This window comes from Enterobacter sp. K16B, from assembly GCF_020216105.1.
GTDB classification, from domain to species: domain Bacteria; phylum Pseudomonadota; class Gammaproteobacteria; order Enterobacterales; family Enterobacteriaceae; genus Enterobacter; species Enterobacter sichuanensis.
In genome coordinates, this window is sequence record NZ_JAIWJZ010000011.1 from 19,299 (window position 1) to 32,402 (window position 13,104).

Consider the following 13,104-nt stretch of genomic DNA (forward strand, 5'->3'; position numbering starts at 1 on the left):
CACAACCGTACCTTTAATAATGTGTTCGCAGGTGTCAGGGATAAATCAACGTAAACCAGACATCCGACTGAATTTTGCCTGGCTCGAGATGTTCGGAAATTGCCCGATAGCGGGCGCTAAAATGGAACGTGAGCTCACGGGTATCGACCGGCAGCCAGCTGACGGCCGGAGCATTAGGGATAATCTGACGCTGCTGTTCGTCAAAGAGCGCCAGGCCCACGCCGCTGCTGACAGGTGTCTCACCTGGCCGCGATGTTGCCAGAAAAACCTGCGGATCTTCTGCGGGCGTGACGCCCTGAAACTGGATCCCCACGGTACGCGAGACATCAACGCTGCAGTCCAGCAGCCGCACGGTAAAGGGCACGTTCACCGTAGAAAAACTGCCCACACCGGAAAATGAGTTGGTTCGGTACTGCCCCATGTCGATGCGCATATTCTGGCTGTCCGGCGCCACGGCGCAGCCGCCATTCACCAGCTCACCTCTGAGATGCACTTTGCCCCCGTCGATCACCACGGTATGCGCTGATACCGGGCCAGCCATCGCAAGGGTTAACAGCAGTAGTGTTCCAGTCCTTGTCATCCTTCGTTCCTGGCTTTAGCGTATGACGGGCCTCGTCCGTGAGGCCTGAACATCCCTGTGCGGAGGAATTACTCGTATTTCATTACGAAGGTGGCGTCAGCGTTCGCCTGGCCTGGCTCGGTGGTTGCAGCCGTTGACTTATAACGCGCGGTGAATTTCAGGGTGTTAGTCCCTTCGATCAGGGTCTGCGCGGCAGAGAAGGTCGCACCGTCAGGTGTCAGAACGCTGGATTTGCTGTCGAGGATCTCGATACCTACGCCTTTCGCGGTGTTGTCGTTGCTACCGGAGCTCACGGCCAGCAGGGTTTTGTCGGTTGGGTCGATCTGACCGGTGAACGCAACGGCTGCGGTTTTGGCCACCAGCGGATCGCAGTCGTTCAGTTCGATGCTGAATGGAATATTAGAGGTGGTGTCGCCCACTTTAGTGAATTTCGCGGTACGATACTGACCCAGATTAACGGTCTGCTCGGAAGAATCCGTATTTACTGAACAAGCAGCGTTAACCAGCTCACCTTTAAAATGTACGGTACCGCCATTTACGGAAACCGGGGTAACAGGATCTGCTGCATTTGCGGCACCCGCTACCAGGGCAAATGTGGCAATAACAGTAGAAGCAATGTTGCTGAGTTTCATGTCTATTCCTTTAAAATGTAAATAACCCTTCCCGCGAATAATCGGGAATAAGAAATACGTTCAATTGATGAATTGAAAGCTTATTTCGGAGGAGACAAAGTAGCTCAGGAAGTGTTTTTTAAATATGTCAAAACACTGCCATTTCGCCAGGTCACATCCTAATCCCGCCTAAGAAATTGACCATCCCTTAAGAAGGGTTTTTACGCCCCACAGATGAAATCTCGCAAAGGGTGACTGACAGCGGCGCTCGCTTCTGACAAAATACAGGCCATCCCCCCTTTCGAACGTTACAGACGGAATCTTCTCTCTGATGGCAGCAAAGATTATTGACGGTAAAACGATTGCGCAGCAGGTGCGCTCTGAGGTCGCGGAAAAAGTGAAGGCGCGTAAAGCGGCCGGAAAGCGTGCCCCCGGGCTGGCCGTTGTGCTGGTTGGTAGCAACCCGGCATCGCAGATTTATGTCGGCAGCAAACGCAAAGCGTGTGAAGAGGTGGGCTTCGTCTCCCGCTCTTACGATTTGCCAGAAACCACCACCGAAGCAGAACTGCTGGAACTGATTGACACCCTGAATGCCGATAAAGAGATCGACGGTATTCTGGTTCAGCTGCCGCTGCCTGCAGGCATCGACAACGTGAAGGTGCTGGAGCGTATCGCGCCGGATAAAGACGTTGACGGTTTCCACCCGTACAACGTCGGCCGTCTGTGCCAGCGCGCGCCGCGTCTGCGTCCGTGCACGCCGCGCGGTATCGTGACGCTGCTGGAGCGTTATAACATCGACACCTACGGTCTGAACGCTGTGGTTATCGGCGCGTCCAACATCGTGGGCCGTCCGATGAGCATGGAGCTGCTGCTGGCCGGCTGCACCACCACCGTGACCCACCGCTTTACCAAAAACCTGCGTCACCACGTCGAGAACGCCGATCTGCTGATCGTCGCCGTCGGTAAGCCGGGCTTTATTCCAGGCGAATGGATTAAAGAGGGGGCGATTGTCGTGGACGTCGGGATTAACCGTCTGGAAAACGGCAAGGTGGTCGGCGACGTGGTCTATGAAGACGCCGCGGCTCGCGCCTCTTACATCACGCCGGTTCCGGGCGGCGTAGGCCCGATGACCGTAGCAACCCTGATTCAGAATACGTTGCAGGCATGCGAAGAATATCACGACGTAGAGGACGCGTAAGATGGCGACTTTTTCATTAGGTAAACATCCGCACGTTGAGCTGTGCGATCTGCTGAAGCTGGAAGGCTGGAGCGAAAGCGGCGCGCAGGCCAAAATCGCCATTGCCGACGGGCTGGTGTTAGTGGACGGCGCGGTGGAAACCCGCAAACGCTGCAAAATTGTCGCGGGCCAGACCGTGAGCTTTGAAGGACAGAGCGTGACCGTTACGGCCTGAGTCCCCTCACCCTGACCCTCTCCCCAAAGGGGAGAGGGGATAAAAATCCCTCAAAACCATCACGGTTATTTATCGATCCACTTCAAATAATCACGATTTCCTCTGCTGAAAAGTGAAAATTCAGTTGCGCGTTTTTCACGCTTTGCCCACGATAAGTAGAACGTTCTACTAAAACGTTCTACTTACAATAACAGCGCCAAAAAAGCGCTACTCGGGGGGACATCAGCATGAGTCTGATATCAGGGTTTGTTAAATCGCTGTCTAAGTTATCGATGATTGGTCGCGCCTTAATGCTGCCAATTTCACTGCTTCCCGCTGCGGGCCTGCTGCTGGCTTTCGGCGATAAGTTTCATCTGCCGCTGATGATGAACGCGGGCGGGGTTATCTTTGATAATCTGCCGATGCTGTTTGCTATCGGCTCTGCCGTGGGTCTGGCGTCGGAGTCCGGTATTGCGGCGCTGTCTGCGGCCGTTTCGGTGTTTGTCACCAATATCACCATCAGCACCGTACTGAGCATCACGCCGGAAATGGCCTCTCAGGGCGGAAAGTATGCCATGGTCGTCGGCATCCCGACGCTGCAGATGGGCGTCTTCGGTGGCCTGATCTGCGGTATTCTCGCCGCCTGGTGCTATAACCGCTTCCACACCATGCAGTTGCCGGAGTTCCTGGGCTTCTTCTCCGGTAAGCGCTTCGTGGCGATTGCAACGGCGTTCCTTTCGTTCCTGATGGGGCTGCTGCTGCCGTACGTCTGGCAGCATATTCAGGCCGGTATCGACGCGCTCTCAGTGGTGGTTAACGGCGATAATCAGGCAGCGTCGACCTTTATCTTTGGGCTGGTGGAACGTGCGCTGATCCCGCTCGGTCTGCACCATATCTGGTACCCGTCTTTCTGGTATTCGTTTGGGGATTACACCACCCAGGCAGGCCAGGTCATCCACGGCGATCAGACCATCTGGTTCAAGATGCTGGAAGAGGGGGTGAAATCCTTCAGCAGCGACACCTACCAGAACGCCGGTAAGTTCATGCAGGGTGAATTCCCGCTGATGCTGTTCGCGCTGCCCGCCGCATGCCTGGCGATGTACCACGAAGCGCACACTAAAAATAAGAAAATCGCGGCCGGTATTCTGTTCTCCGCGGCGCTCACCTGCTTCCTGACGGGGATCACCGAACCGGTTGAGTTTACCTTTATCTTCGTGGCGCCGATCCTGTACGTCTTTAACGCCATCATGGCTGGTCTGGCCTACATGACCATGTATCTGCTGCATGCGCATATCGCCAAGTCGTTCTCCGCGGGCTTTATCGACTACCTGTCATTTGGGATCCTGCCGTCATTTAACGGCTACCAGACTAACTTCCTGAATGCCATTATCATCGGCATTCCAATGGGCCTGATCTATTACTTCACGTTCCGCTTTGTGATCCGCCGTTTCGACGTGAAAACGCCGGGCCGCACTGAGGTCACCGCCAATGCGGATGAGAAGTCAGATTCCGAGCTCGCAACCGAGATCATTACCCTGCTGGGCGGCGCGCATAACATCGACTCCGTCGGCTCCTGTATCACCCGCCTGCGCCTGGAAGTGGCAAAAAGTGAGGCGGTAGACCGGGACGGGTTGAACGGACTCGGCGCGCGCGGCGTGGTCTTCGTCGGCGACAACGGTATTCAGGTGATTTTCGGTGCCAGAGCACAGTTTATTGCCCAGACCATGTCCACCATGATCGGCAAATAATAAGATGCCTCAACGACGCGTCTCCTGTACGCTGGGAGACGAGTCGTATCTGGCTGATAATCGGTTAATTTCAGGGAGCGGTTTTGAAGAAAGTCAGCATTATTGATGTCGCCAGGCACGCGGGCGTGTCGGTCTCAACCGTCTCGCTGGTGCTGCGCCAGAAAGGGAAAATCTCAGAGGCAACGATCGAGAAGGTCAACGCTGCCATCAATATGCTGGGCTATGTTCATAACGTCGCCGCAGCCAATCTTCGCGCCAACACCTCCAACCTGATCGGCCTGATCCTCCGTGACTTTAGCGACAGCTTTTCCATCAAGGTGATGGCAAGCATTGTTCAGGAGCTGGAGAAACAGGGGTATATGGTTTTTCTCGGGCAGCCGCTGAACGATCGGGAGCATTTAGAGCGTACCCTGCTCTCCTTTAAGCAACAGGGCGTGGCGGGCGTGATCTATCTCGCGTCCGATACGCGTGCCTCCACCCTGCCGGAGCAGATTCGCCAGTGTCCACTGCCGCTGGTGGTGGTCTCGCAGTCTCTGCTGGATGAAAAATGTAACCTGGTGATGCGCGATAACCGCCAGGCAGCGAGCCTTGCCGCGCGCTATCTTATCGAGCGTGGTCACCGCAACATCGCCTACATTGGCGGGCGTGAAGGCTGTCTTATCCGCGAACAGCGCCTGCTCGGATTTCGCAGCGCGATGATGCAAAACGGACTGGTCTGGCGCGACGAAAGCTCCCCCGCCTGTAGCGATGACACACAGGCCGCGGCCATCGCCACCCGTCAGCTGCTGGAGAAAAACAACACCATCACCGCCCTGCTCTGCCACTCGCCGGATGCGATGATCGGTTCCATCTCCGGTATTCATCAGGTTGGACGTACGGTGGGCAAAGATGTGTTTCTGACGCAGCAGGTCGCGCTGGTCGGTTTCGAAGATATGCTGCACGTTAACCTCACCTCGCCCTCGTTTACCTATGTCTCCTCTGCCAGCGACGAGACCGGGCGTCAGGCTGCGGGGCTTATTATCCGCAAGCTGAAAGAGCCGACGCTGCAAACGCAGCGCATTACCCTCTCCGGGCAACTTATAGCCCGGGAATCGGCGTAAAATCAGAATTTAGCACAGGTCAACTGCCGCGAAATGGCTGCTATAGTTCCATGATTTGCCATGGATAAATACGATGCCTACCGTTATTACTCACGCTGCTGTTCCGCTTTGCCTGGGCTTAGGTCTCGGTACCCGGGTCATTCCTCCCCGCCTGCTGTTTGCCGGAATTGTCCTCGCCATGCTGCCGGATGCCGACGTGCTGGCGTTCAGGTTTGGCGTCGCGTACGGCAACGTTTTTGGCCATCGCGGCTTTACCCATTCCCTGCTGTTTGCCTTCGTGGTGCCGATACTGTGCGTCCTGATAGGCCGACGATGGTTCAGGGCAAGCCTTGCGCGGTGCTGGCTGTTTTTAACCGTGTCATTGCTGTCGCACAGCCTGCTGGACGCCATTACGACAGGCGGAAAAGGCGTCGGCTGGCTGTGGCCATGGTCAGATGAACGCTTCTTTGCGCCGTGGCAGGTGATTAAGGTCGCGCCGTTTGCCCTGTCACGCTATACCACGCCGTACGGGCATCAGGTGATCATCTCTGAGTTGCTGTGGGTGTGGTTGCCGGGGGTGGTGCTGATGGGGGTGTTATGGTGGAAGAGACGGTAAAAAAAGCCGGGTGGCGGCTACGCCTTACCCGGCCTACTGTATGTTGTAGGCCCGGTAAGCGTAAGCGCCACCGGGCATTACGGACTTACTTACGACGCCAGGTGGTCCCCTGCGGGCCGTCTTCCAGAATAATGCCCATTTCGGTCAGACGGTTACGCGCCGCATCTGCTGCCGCCCAGTCTTTCGCCTGACGCGCTTCCAGACGTGCCTTGATCAACGCTTCAATCTCCGCCACTTCGCCGTCATCCACCTGCGCACCGCTTTGCAGGAACACGTCCGGCTCCTGCTCCAGCAGGCCAAGCACGGAGGAGAGCTTACGCAGGTGAGACGCCAGCGCATTCGCTGCCGCCATGTCTTCTGACTTCAGACGGTTCACTTCGCGCGCCATATCGAACAGCACGGAGTACGCTTCCGGAGTGTTGAAGTCGTCGTTCATCACTTCAATAAAGCGTGCTTCGAACGCCTCGCCGCCAGCGGCCGCCACGGATTTGTCAGTCCCGCGCAGCGCGGTGTACAGACGCTCCAGCGCAGAACGCGCCTGCTTGAGGTTCTCTTCGCTGTAGTTCAGCTGGCTGCGATAGTGGCCGGACATCAGGAAGTAACGCACGGTTTCCGCGTCGTAATATTTCAGCACGTCACGCACGGTGAAGAAGTTGCCCAGCGATTTAGACATCTTCTCGCGGTCAACCATCACCATTCCGGAGTGCATCCAGTAGTTCACGTACTCGCCGCCGTGGGCGCAGGTGGACTGCGCGATTTCATTTTCGTGGTGCGGGAACATCAGGTCAGAACCGCCGCCGTGGATGTCGAAGTGTTTGCCCAGCTGTTTGCAGTTCATCGCCGAGCACTCACTGTGCCAGCCCGGACGGCCTTCGCCCCAAGGGGACGGCCAGCTTGGTTCGCCCTCTTTGGACATCTTCCACAGCACGAAGTCCATTGGGTTACGCTTCACGTCAACCACGTCAACGCGGGCACCGGCCTGCAGCTGGTCCAGGTCCTGACGGGAAAGCGAACCGTAAGTCGGGTCAGTCGGCACCGAGAACATCACGTCACCATTGTCCGCCACATAGGCGTGACCGCGCGCAATCAGCTTTTCCGTGATCTCGATAATTTCGTGAATATGGTGGGTCGCGCGCGGCTCGCTGTCCGGGCGCTGAATATTTAAGGCGTCGAAGTCTTTGTGCATCTCGGCGATCATACGATCGACCAGCGCGACAAAGCTTTCGCCGTTCTCATTCGCACGCTTAATGATTTTATCGTCGATGTCGGTGATGTTACGCACGTACTTCAGTTTGTACCCGAGAAAACGCAGGTAGCGCGAAACCACATCGAAGGCGACGAAGGTGCGGCCATGGCCAATGTGACAGAGATCGTAAACCGTAATTCCACACACGTACATGCCGACTTCCCCGGCATGGATAGGTTTAAATTCCTCTTTTTGGCGCGTCATTGTATTAAAGATTTTTAACATCGAAGATTCCATGTAAACACGTGTGTGGTTGAAAACCGGCTATTCTACCCGTAATTCAAACCTGAAGCAGCACACAATGCAAGGTGATCGCATCCTGTGGTTATGCTATAACAAGCCCCTATATATGACCCGAACGCGGGTCGACGTACCACAATAACGGAACAGGATGCACAAATGGTTACTTTCCACACTAATCATGGCGATATCGTAATCAAAACCTTTGATGACAAAGCGCCTGAAACAGTTAAAAACTTCCTGGACTACTGCCGCGAAGGTTTCTACAACAACACCATCTTCCACCGTGTGATCAACGGCTTTATGATTCAGGGCGGCGGTTTCGAACCTGGCATGCATCAGAAAGCCACCAAAGAGCCGATCAAAAACGAAGCGAACAATGGCCTGAAAAACACCCGTGGCACGCTGGCGATGGCCCGTACTCAGGCGCCTCACTCTGCGACCGCACAGTTCTTCATCAACGTGGCTGACAACGACTTCCTGAACTTCTCCGGCGAAAGCCTGCAGGGTTGGGGCTACTGCGTCTTCGCAGAAGTGGTTGAAGGGATGGACGTGGTTGACAAGATCAAAGCCGTTTCTACCGGCCGCAGCGGCATGCACCAGGACGTTCCGAAAGAAGACGTTGTGATTACAAGCGTGACCGTCAGCGAGTAATTCGTGGCGACACTCTTTATTGCAGATTTGCATCTGCAAACAGAAGAACCGGCGATCACCGCCGGTTTTCTGCGTTTTTTAGCGGGTGAAGCCCGACATGCGGATGCGTTGTACATCCTCGGCGACCTCTTTGAAGCCTGGATTGGCGACGATGACCCGAACCCGCTACACCGTGAAATGGCGGCGGCCATCAAGGCGCTGGTGGATTCTGGCGTCCCCTGCTACTTCATCCACGGTAACCGTGATTTCCTGCTCGGCAAGCGCTACGCCCGCGAAAGCGGCATGACGCTGCTGCCGGAAGAGCAGGTGCTCAACCTCTATGGCCGCAAGGTGCTGATCATGCACGGCGATACGCTCTGCACCGACGATACCGGCTATCAGGCGTTTCGCGCCAAAGTTCACACCCCGTGGATCCAAACGCTGTTCCTTGCCCTGCCGTTATTCATCCGCAACCGCATCGCCGCGAAAATGCGTGCGGGCAGTAAGGCCGCCAACAGCAGCAAATCCATGACCATCATGGACGTTAACCCGCAGGCGGTGGTGAACGTGATGGAAAAGCACCGCGTCCAGTGGCTGATCCACGGTCATACCCATCGGCCTGACGTGCATTCACTTATTGCCAACGGCGAGCCCGCCCACCGCGTGGTATTAGGCGCGTGGCACAGCGAAGGGTCTATGGTTAAAGTCACCCCGGAAGGTGTGGAGTTGATCGCTTTCCCGTTTTAACTGCTTCTCGTCTTTTTGCCCATTTCTCAGCCACGCAACCGTTTTCCTTACACGTATAACATGCTATTCTCTGTGCCCTCGAAAGCAGTGTGTTTCGCACCACAGGAGTTTTAAGACGCATGTCTTCCCGCAATAATCCGGCGCGTGTCGCCATCGTGATGGGGTCCAAAAGCGACTGGGCTACCATGCAGTTCGCCGCCGAAATCTTTGACATCCTGAATGTTCCGCACCATGTAGAAGTGGTCTCCGCGCACCGTACACCAGACAAACTGTTCAGCTTCGCCGAAAGCGCCGAAGAGAACGGTTATGAGGTGATCATTGCCGGTGCGGGCGGCGCAGCACATCTGCCGGGCATGATTGCCGCCAAAACCCTGGTGCCGGTACTGGGCGTTCCCGTACAAAGCGCCGCGCTGAGCGGTGTCGACAGCCTCTACTCCATCGTCCAGATGCCGCGTGGTATTCCTGTCGGCACGCTTGCGATTGGCAAAGCGGGTGCCGCCAACGCTGCCCTGCTGGCCGCGCAGATTCTGGCGACGCACGACAGCGCGTTGCATCAGCGTCTGGCGGACTGGCGTAAAGCTCAGACCGATGAGGTGCTCGACAATCCGGACCCGCGGGGTGCGGCATGAAGCAGGTTTGCGTCCTCGGTAACGGTCAGCTAGGCCGTATGCTGCGCCAGGCGGGCGAACCGCTGGGTATTGCCGTCTGGCCCGTCGGGCTGGATGCGGAACCTGAAGCCGTCCCGTTCCACCAGAGCGTGATTACCGCTGAGATCGAACGCTGGCCGGAGACGGCGCTGACCCGCGAGCTGGCGCGTCATAACGCCTTTGTTAACCGCGATGTGTTCCCGATTATTGCCGACCGCCTGACGCAAAAGCAGCTGTTCGACAAGCTCGGCCTGCCGACCGCGCCGTGGCAGCTGCTGTCCGATAAAAGCGAGTGGAATGATGTCTTCGCGATGCTGGGCGAACTGGCGATCGTGAAGCGCCGCGTGGGTGGCTACGATGGCCGCGGCCAGTGGCGTCTGCGCGCGAACGACACCGCCGCGCTGCCGGATGAGTGCTACGGCGAGTGCATCGTTGAACAGGGCATTAACTTCAGCGGTGAAGTGTCGCTGGTTGGCGCGCGCGGGCATGATGGCCGTACGGTCTTTTACCCGCTGACGCATAACCTGCATCAGGACGGTATTCTGCGCACCAGCGTCGCCTTCCCGCACGCCAGTGCTGACCAGCAGGCGCAGGCGGAAGAGATGCTCTCTGCCATCATGCACGAACTCGGTTATGTGGGCGTCATGGCGATGGAGTGTTTTGTCACGCCGTCTGGTCTGCTGATTAACGAACTCGCGCCGCGCGTGCATAACAGCGGCCACTGGACGCAAAACGGTGCCTCCATCAGCCAGTTCGAACTGCATCTGCGCGCCATCACTGACCTGCCGCTGCCGCAGCCGGTGGTAAACAGCCCGTCGGTGATGATCAACCTGATCGGCACCGATCTGAACTATGACTGGCTGAAGCTGCCGCTGGTGCATCTGCACTGGTACGACAAAGAGGTTCGTCCGGGTCGTAAAGTGGGTCACCTGAACCTGAACGACAGCGACGCAGACCGCCTGAGTGCCAGCCTGGAAGCCCTGATCCCTCTCCTGCCGCCGGAATACGCGAGCGGCATTGTCTGGGCGCAATCAAAGCTCAGGTAAGACATCCCCGCCGGGGAGTTGACCTTCCCCTTCCCCGGCGTACAATTCCCGCCCATTGCTGCTCAGTTTTCTTCTGGAAAAACCATGAACGATGGAACGGACTATCGCGCGATCCTCGCGTCTGATACCCCTTTAATCGACGTTCGCGCGCCGATCGAATTTGCCCAGGGCGCGATGCCTGCCGCCCTTAACCTGCCATTGATGAACGACGACGAACGCGCCGCCGTAGGCACCTGCTATAAACGCCAGGGGCCCGAGGCCGCGCTGGCGCTTGGCCATAGCCTGGTGCATGGCGACACGCGTGAGGCCCGTATCAACGCCTGGCGCGACGCCAGCCTTGCCCATCCTGAGGGCTTTCTCTGCTGCGCGCGCGGTGGCCAGCGCTCACATATCTCGCAGGCCTGGCTGAAAGAGGCGGGTGTCGATTACCCGCTGATCCGCGGCGGCTATAAGGCCCTGCGTCAGACGGCGATTCAGGTGACCCACGAGCAGTCACAAAAACCGATGGTGCTCATCGGCGGCTGTACCGGAAACGGTAAAACGCTGCTGGTGCAGCAGCACGCGCAGGGAATCGATCTGGAAGGACTGGCGCACCATCGCGGTTCATCCTTTGGCCGCACGCTGACGCCGCAACTTTCCCAGGCAAGCTTCGAAAACTACCTTGCGGTCGAGCTGCTGAAAAAAGACGCTGCGCGCTGGGTGCTGGAAGATGAAGGCAGGATGATTGGCTCTAACCATCTGCCGGAATGCCTGCGCGACCGCATGGCTGAAGCCCCTGTCGTCGTGGTAGAGGACCCGTTCGATATTCGGCTTGAGCGCCTGCGCGAAGAGTATTTCGATCATATGTGGGCGGACTTTTCAGCCGCATACGGCGAGGAGGCGGGCTGGAAAGAATACAGTGAATATCTGCACCACGGCCTGTTCGCCATCCGCCGCCGTCTGGGGTTGCAGCGGTACGCGGAATTCACCGCCTTACTGGACGCCGCGCTTGTCGAACAACAACGTACTGGCAGCACTGACGCGCACTTCAGCTGGCTTGTGCCGCTGTTAAAGGACTATTACGACCCGATGTACGGCTATCAGCTGGAGAAGAAAGCGGAGAAGATTGTCTATCGCGGGACGTACGAAGAGATTGCTGAGTGGCTTGATCGCTGAAAAATAAAGCCGGGTGGCGGCTACGCCTTACCCGGCCTACGTGTGCTTTTGTAGCCCCGGTAAGCGCAGCGCCACCGGGGGAACAGACGACTCAGAAGTCGTAACGCAGACGCACCAGGTTCATGTCGCCCAGGTTGTCGGTGCTGGAGGTGAACACGTGTTCGTAATCCACGCGGAAACCATAATCCAGCTGGAAGCTGATACCCACGCCGTTATCGATGCGCTGGTAGTTACGGCCGTTCACGTACTCAATACGGTCGCCCATGAAGTAAGGCTGGATGGATTTAACCGCATACTGACCGATTGGGAATTTGTACCCTGCGAAGTATTCAATACCCCACGCGTCACCGGCGAAGTAGTCATTCACAGACACTTTTTTGGTGGTCAGGAAGTTCTGATACCAGCCGCCGCCTGCGGAGAAGGTCCAGTTATCCGGCGTCCAGCTCAGCGCGGTACCGAGGATGTTCTGGTCATAGGTTTTGCTGTCGCCGTTGTCCGGGTTACGCATGTCCGCACGGGTGTAGTTCCACGCGGCGCCCCAGGTCAGATCGGTGGTCAGGTGGTAATCCAGACCCAGTGAACCGCCGCCTTTACGCTTGTAGCGCAGGCCATTGCCCGGCAGGTATTCGCTGTCTTCAAACAGGTAAGATGCATAGATGTCGGCATCACCCACGGTTTTCTTATATTTCAGCATCTGACGTGAACGATAAGAACCATCGTAGTCGCCGTTGATCCCGTTACCTGGCGCCTGAGCGATCATGTCGTAGTCCCAGATATCGGTTTTCGCGCCAACCACATCATAGTAAACGCTGTTCTGTTGACCGAAGGTCAGCGTGCCCCAGGTGTCACTCTTCAGACCGGTGTAGAGCATACGACGCGTGGTGTCGTGCGCACCTTCGGCGTAGTGGTGATCCCAGTTAAACTGCGCGGGAATATTCACACCCAGCTCGTAGTAGCTGATCCAGCTGATGTCATCAAACAGGTAGTAATCAGCCGCGAAACGGAAACGGGTACCGCCGTCAAAGCCGTTACGCTTGTAGCTGTTTTTACCGTCGTCGCCGGTCATGTTCTGGAACTGAGGACGGATACTGCCGCCAACGGTAAAGTTCAGGCGGCTCAGCGGGTTACCCGCCTGAGGATCCTGTTTAAGAACGGTGATTTCCGCCTGAGAAGCGAAGGACGTCAATGCCACTGCCGCGCCGATCGTTACCGCCAGCGCTGATTTTTTTATAGTCATTATTTTTCCTTAATAGACACGCTGCTAAATATTTAGCTGGTGAATATTAACTGGAAATAATCGGGCCGTGTGGTCGGTTTTTTAATGTTTTGTGCTACTAAATGAGTGGGCATTATCACTTTGTGCTA

14 protein-coding genes are annotated in these 13,104 nt (G+C 56.7%); 10 read left to right on the forward strand and 4 right to left on the reverse strand.

The window, feature by feature from the left end:
* Window positions 1–34 precede the first annotated feature (34 nt).
* On the reverse strand, window positions 35–580 hold the full coding sequence (fimI, locus tag LDK53_RS02610; protein ID WP_025756116.1) for a type 1 fimbrial protein subunit FimI: 546 nt from the start codon (window positions 578–580) through the stop codon (window positions 35–37).
* 68 nt (window positions 581–648) lie between these two features.
* Complete coding sequence (fimA, locus tag LDK53_RS02615; protein ID WP_025756117.1) at window positions 649–1,212, reverse strand: type 1 fimbrial major subunit FimA; 564 nt, start codon at window positions 1,210–1,212, stop codon at window positions 649–651.
* A gap of 310 nt (window positions 1,213–1,522) precedes the next feature.
* Between fimA and folD the strand changes: the two genes are divergently transcribed.
* The 5 genes from folD (at window position 1,523) to LDK53_RS02640 (ending at window position 6,025) form a co-directional block, all read left to right on the forward strand.
* Window positions 1,523–2,389, forward strand: a complete 867-nt coding sequence (gene folD / locus LDK53_RS02620) for a bifunctional methylenetetrahydrofolate dehydrogenase/methenyltetrahydrofolate cyclohydrolase FolD (RefSeq protein WP_047957921.1) — start codon at window positions 1,523–1,525, stop codon at window positions 2,387–2,389.
* Window position 2,390: 1 nt separating this feature from the next.
* A complete protein-coding gene (ybcJ, locus tag LDK53_RS02625) occupies window positions 2,391–2,603 on the forward strand; it encodes a ribosome-associated protein YbcJ (RefSeq protein WP_045286674.1) in 213 nt (70 codons plus the stop codon).
* A gap of 227 nt (window positions 2,604–2,830) precedes the next feature.
* Window positions 2,831–4,330, forward strand: a complete 1,500-nt coding sequence (locus LDK53_RS02630) for a PTS transporter subunit EIIC (protein WP_025756120.1) — start codon at window positions 2,831–2,833, stop codon at window positions 4,328–4,330.
* 83 nt (window positions 4,331–4,413) lie between these two features.
* Entirely contained in the window at window positions 4,414–5,430 is a 1,017-nt protein-coding gene (gene malI / locus LDK53_RS02635; RefSeq protein WP_225284032.1) for a Mal regulon transcriptional regulator MalI, read from the forward strand.
* Window positions 5,431–5,503: 73 nt separating this feature from the next.
* Window positions 5,504–6,025 (forward strand): metal-dependent hydrolase, encoded by a 522-nt coding sequence (locus LDK53_RS02640; RefSeq protein ID WP_045286675.1) that lies wholly within the window; start codon window positions 5,504–5,506, stop codon window positions 6,023–6,025.
* Between the two features lie 85 nt (window positions 6,026–6,110).
* On the opposite strand, the gene cysS is transcribed toward LDK53_RS02640, so the two are convergent.
* Window positions 6,111–7,496 (reverse strand): cysteine--tRNA ligase, encoded by a 1,386-nt coding sequence (gene cysS / locus LDK53_RS02645; RefSeq protein WP_225284035.1) that lies wholly within the window; start codon window positions 7,494–7,496, stop codon window positions 6,111–6,113.
* Between the two features lie 174 nt (window positions 7,497–7,670).
* On the opposite strand from cysS, the gene ppiB reads away from it, so the two are divergent.
* The 5 genes from ppiB to mnmH all read left to right on the forward strand — a co-directional run bounded on the left by ppiB (window position 7,671) and on the right by mnmH (window position 11,739).
* Window positions 7,671–8,165 (forward strand): peptidylprolyl isomerase B, encoded by a 495-nt coding sequence (gene ppiB / locus LDK53_RS02650; RefSeq protein ID WP_025756124.1) that lies wholly within the window; start codon window positions 7,671–7,673, stop codon window positions 8,163–8,165.
* Between the two features lie 3 nt (window positions 8,166–8,168).
* Window positions 8,169–8,891, forward strand: coding sequence for a UDP-2,3-diacylglucosamine diphosphatase (lpxH, locus tag LDK53_RS02655; RefSeq protein WP_059386526.1), 723 nt, complete (start codon window positions 8,169–8,171; stop codon window positions 8,889–8,891).
* Window positions 8,892–9,010: 119 nt separating this feature from the next.
* Entirely contained in the window at window positions 9,011–9,520 is a 510-nt protein-coding gene (purE, locus tag LDK53_RS02660; RefSeq protein WP_025756126.1) for a 5-(carboxyamino)imidazole ribonucleotide mutase, read from the forward strand.
* The gene (purK, locus tag LDK53_RS02665; protein WP_225284037.1) at window positions 9,517–10,584 is read left to right on the forward strand and encodes a 5-(carboxyamino)imidazole ribonucleotide synthase; all 1,068 of its coding nucleotides are present in this window, start codon (window positions 9,517–9,519) and stop codon (window positions 10,582–10,584) included. Before purE ends, purK begins: the two co-directional genes overlap by 4 nt.
* An 84-nt stretch (window positions 10,585–10,668) precedes the next feature.
* Window positions 10,669–11,739 (forward strand): tRNA 2-selenouridine(34) synthase MnmH, encoded by a 1,071-nt coding sequence (gene mnmH / locus LDK53_RS02670; RefSeq protein ID WP_225284039.1) that lies wholly within the window; start codon window positions 10,669–10,671, stop codon window positions 11,737–11,739.
* Window positions 11,740–11,830: 91 nt separating this feature from the next.
* Here the strand turns inward: mnmH and LDK53_RS02675 are convergent, their stop codons facing one another.
* Complete coding sequence (locus LDK53_RS02675; protein WP_025756129.1) at window positions 11,831–12,976, reverse strand: porin; 1,146 nt, start codon at window positions 12,974–12,976, stop codon at window positions 11,831–11,833.
* Between the last annotated feature and the right edge of the window lie 128 nt (window positions 12,977–13,104).

Bases quoted from the DNA above. Each gene is read 5' to 3' on its own strand.
- mnmH (WP_225284039.1), top strand. From the start codon at position 10,669: ATGAACGATGGAACGGACTATCGCGCGATCCTCGCGTCTGATACCCCT.
- ppiB (WP_025756124.1), top strand. From the start codon at position 7,671: ATGGTTACTTTCCACACTAATCATGGCGATATCGTAATCAAAACCTTT.
- LDK53_RS02675 (WP_025756129.1), bottom strand. From the start codon at position 12,976: ATGACTATAAAAAAATCAGCGCTGGCGGTAACGATCGGCGCGGCAGTG.
- folD (WP_047957921.1), top strand. From the start codon at position 1,523: ATGGCAGCAAAGATTATTGACGGTAAAACGATTGCGCAGCAGGTGCGC.
- purE (WP_025756126.1), top strand. From the start codon at position 9,011: ATGTCTTCCCGCAATAATCCGGCGCGTGTCGCCATCGTGATGGGGTCC.
- LDK53_RS02630 (WP_025756120.1), top strand. From the start codon at position 2,831: ATGAGTCTGATATCAGGGTTTGTTAAATCGCTGTCTAAGTTATCGATG.
- LDK53_RS02640 (WP_045286675.1), top strand. From the start codon at position 5,504: ATGCCTACCGTTATTACTCACGCTGCTGTTCCGCTTTGCCTGGGCTTA.
- ybcJ (WP_045286674.1), top strand. From the start codon at position 2,391: ATGGCGACTTTTTCATTAGGTAAACATCCGCACGTTGAGCTGTGCGAT.
- fimI (WP_025756116.1), bottom strand. From the start codon at position 580: ATGACAAGGACTGGAACACTACTGCTGTTAACCCTTGCGATGGCTGGC.
- fimA (WP_025756117.1), bottom strand. From the start codon at position 1,212: ATGAAACTCAGCAACATTGCTTCTACTGTTATTGCCACATTTGCCCTG.
- purK (WP_225284037.1), top strand. From the start codon at position 9,517: ATGAAGCAGGTTTGCGTCCTCGGTAACGGTCAGCTAGGCCGTATGCTG.
- cysS (WP_225284035.1), bottom strand. From the start codon at position 7,496: ATGTTAAAAATCTTTAATACAATGACGCGCCAAAAAGAGGAATTTAAA.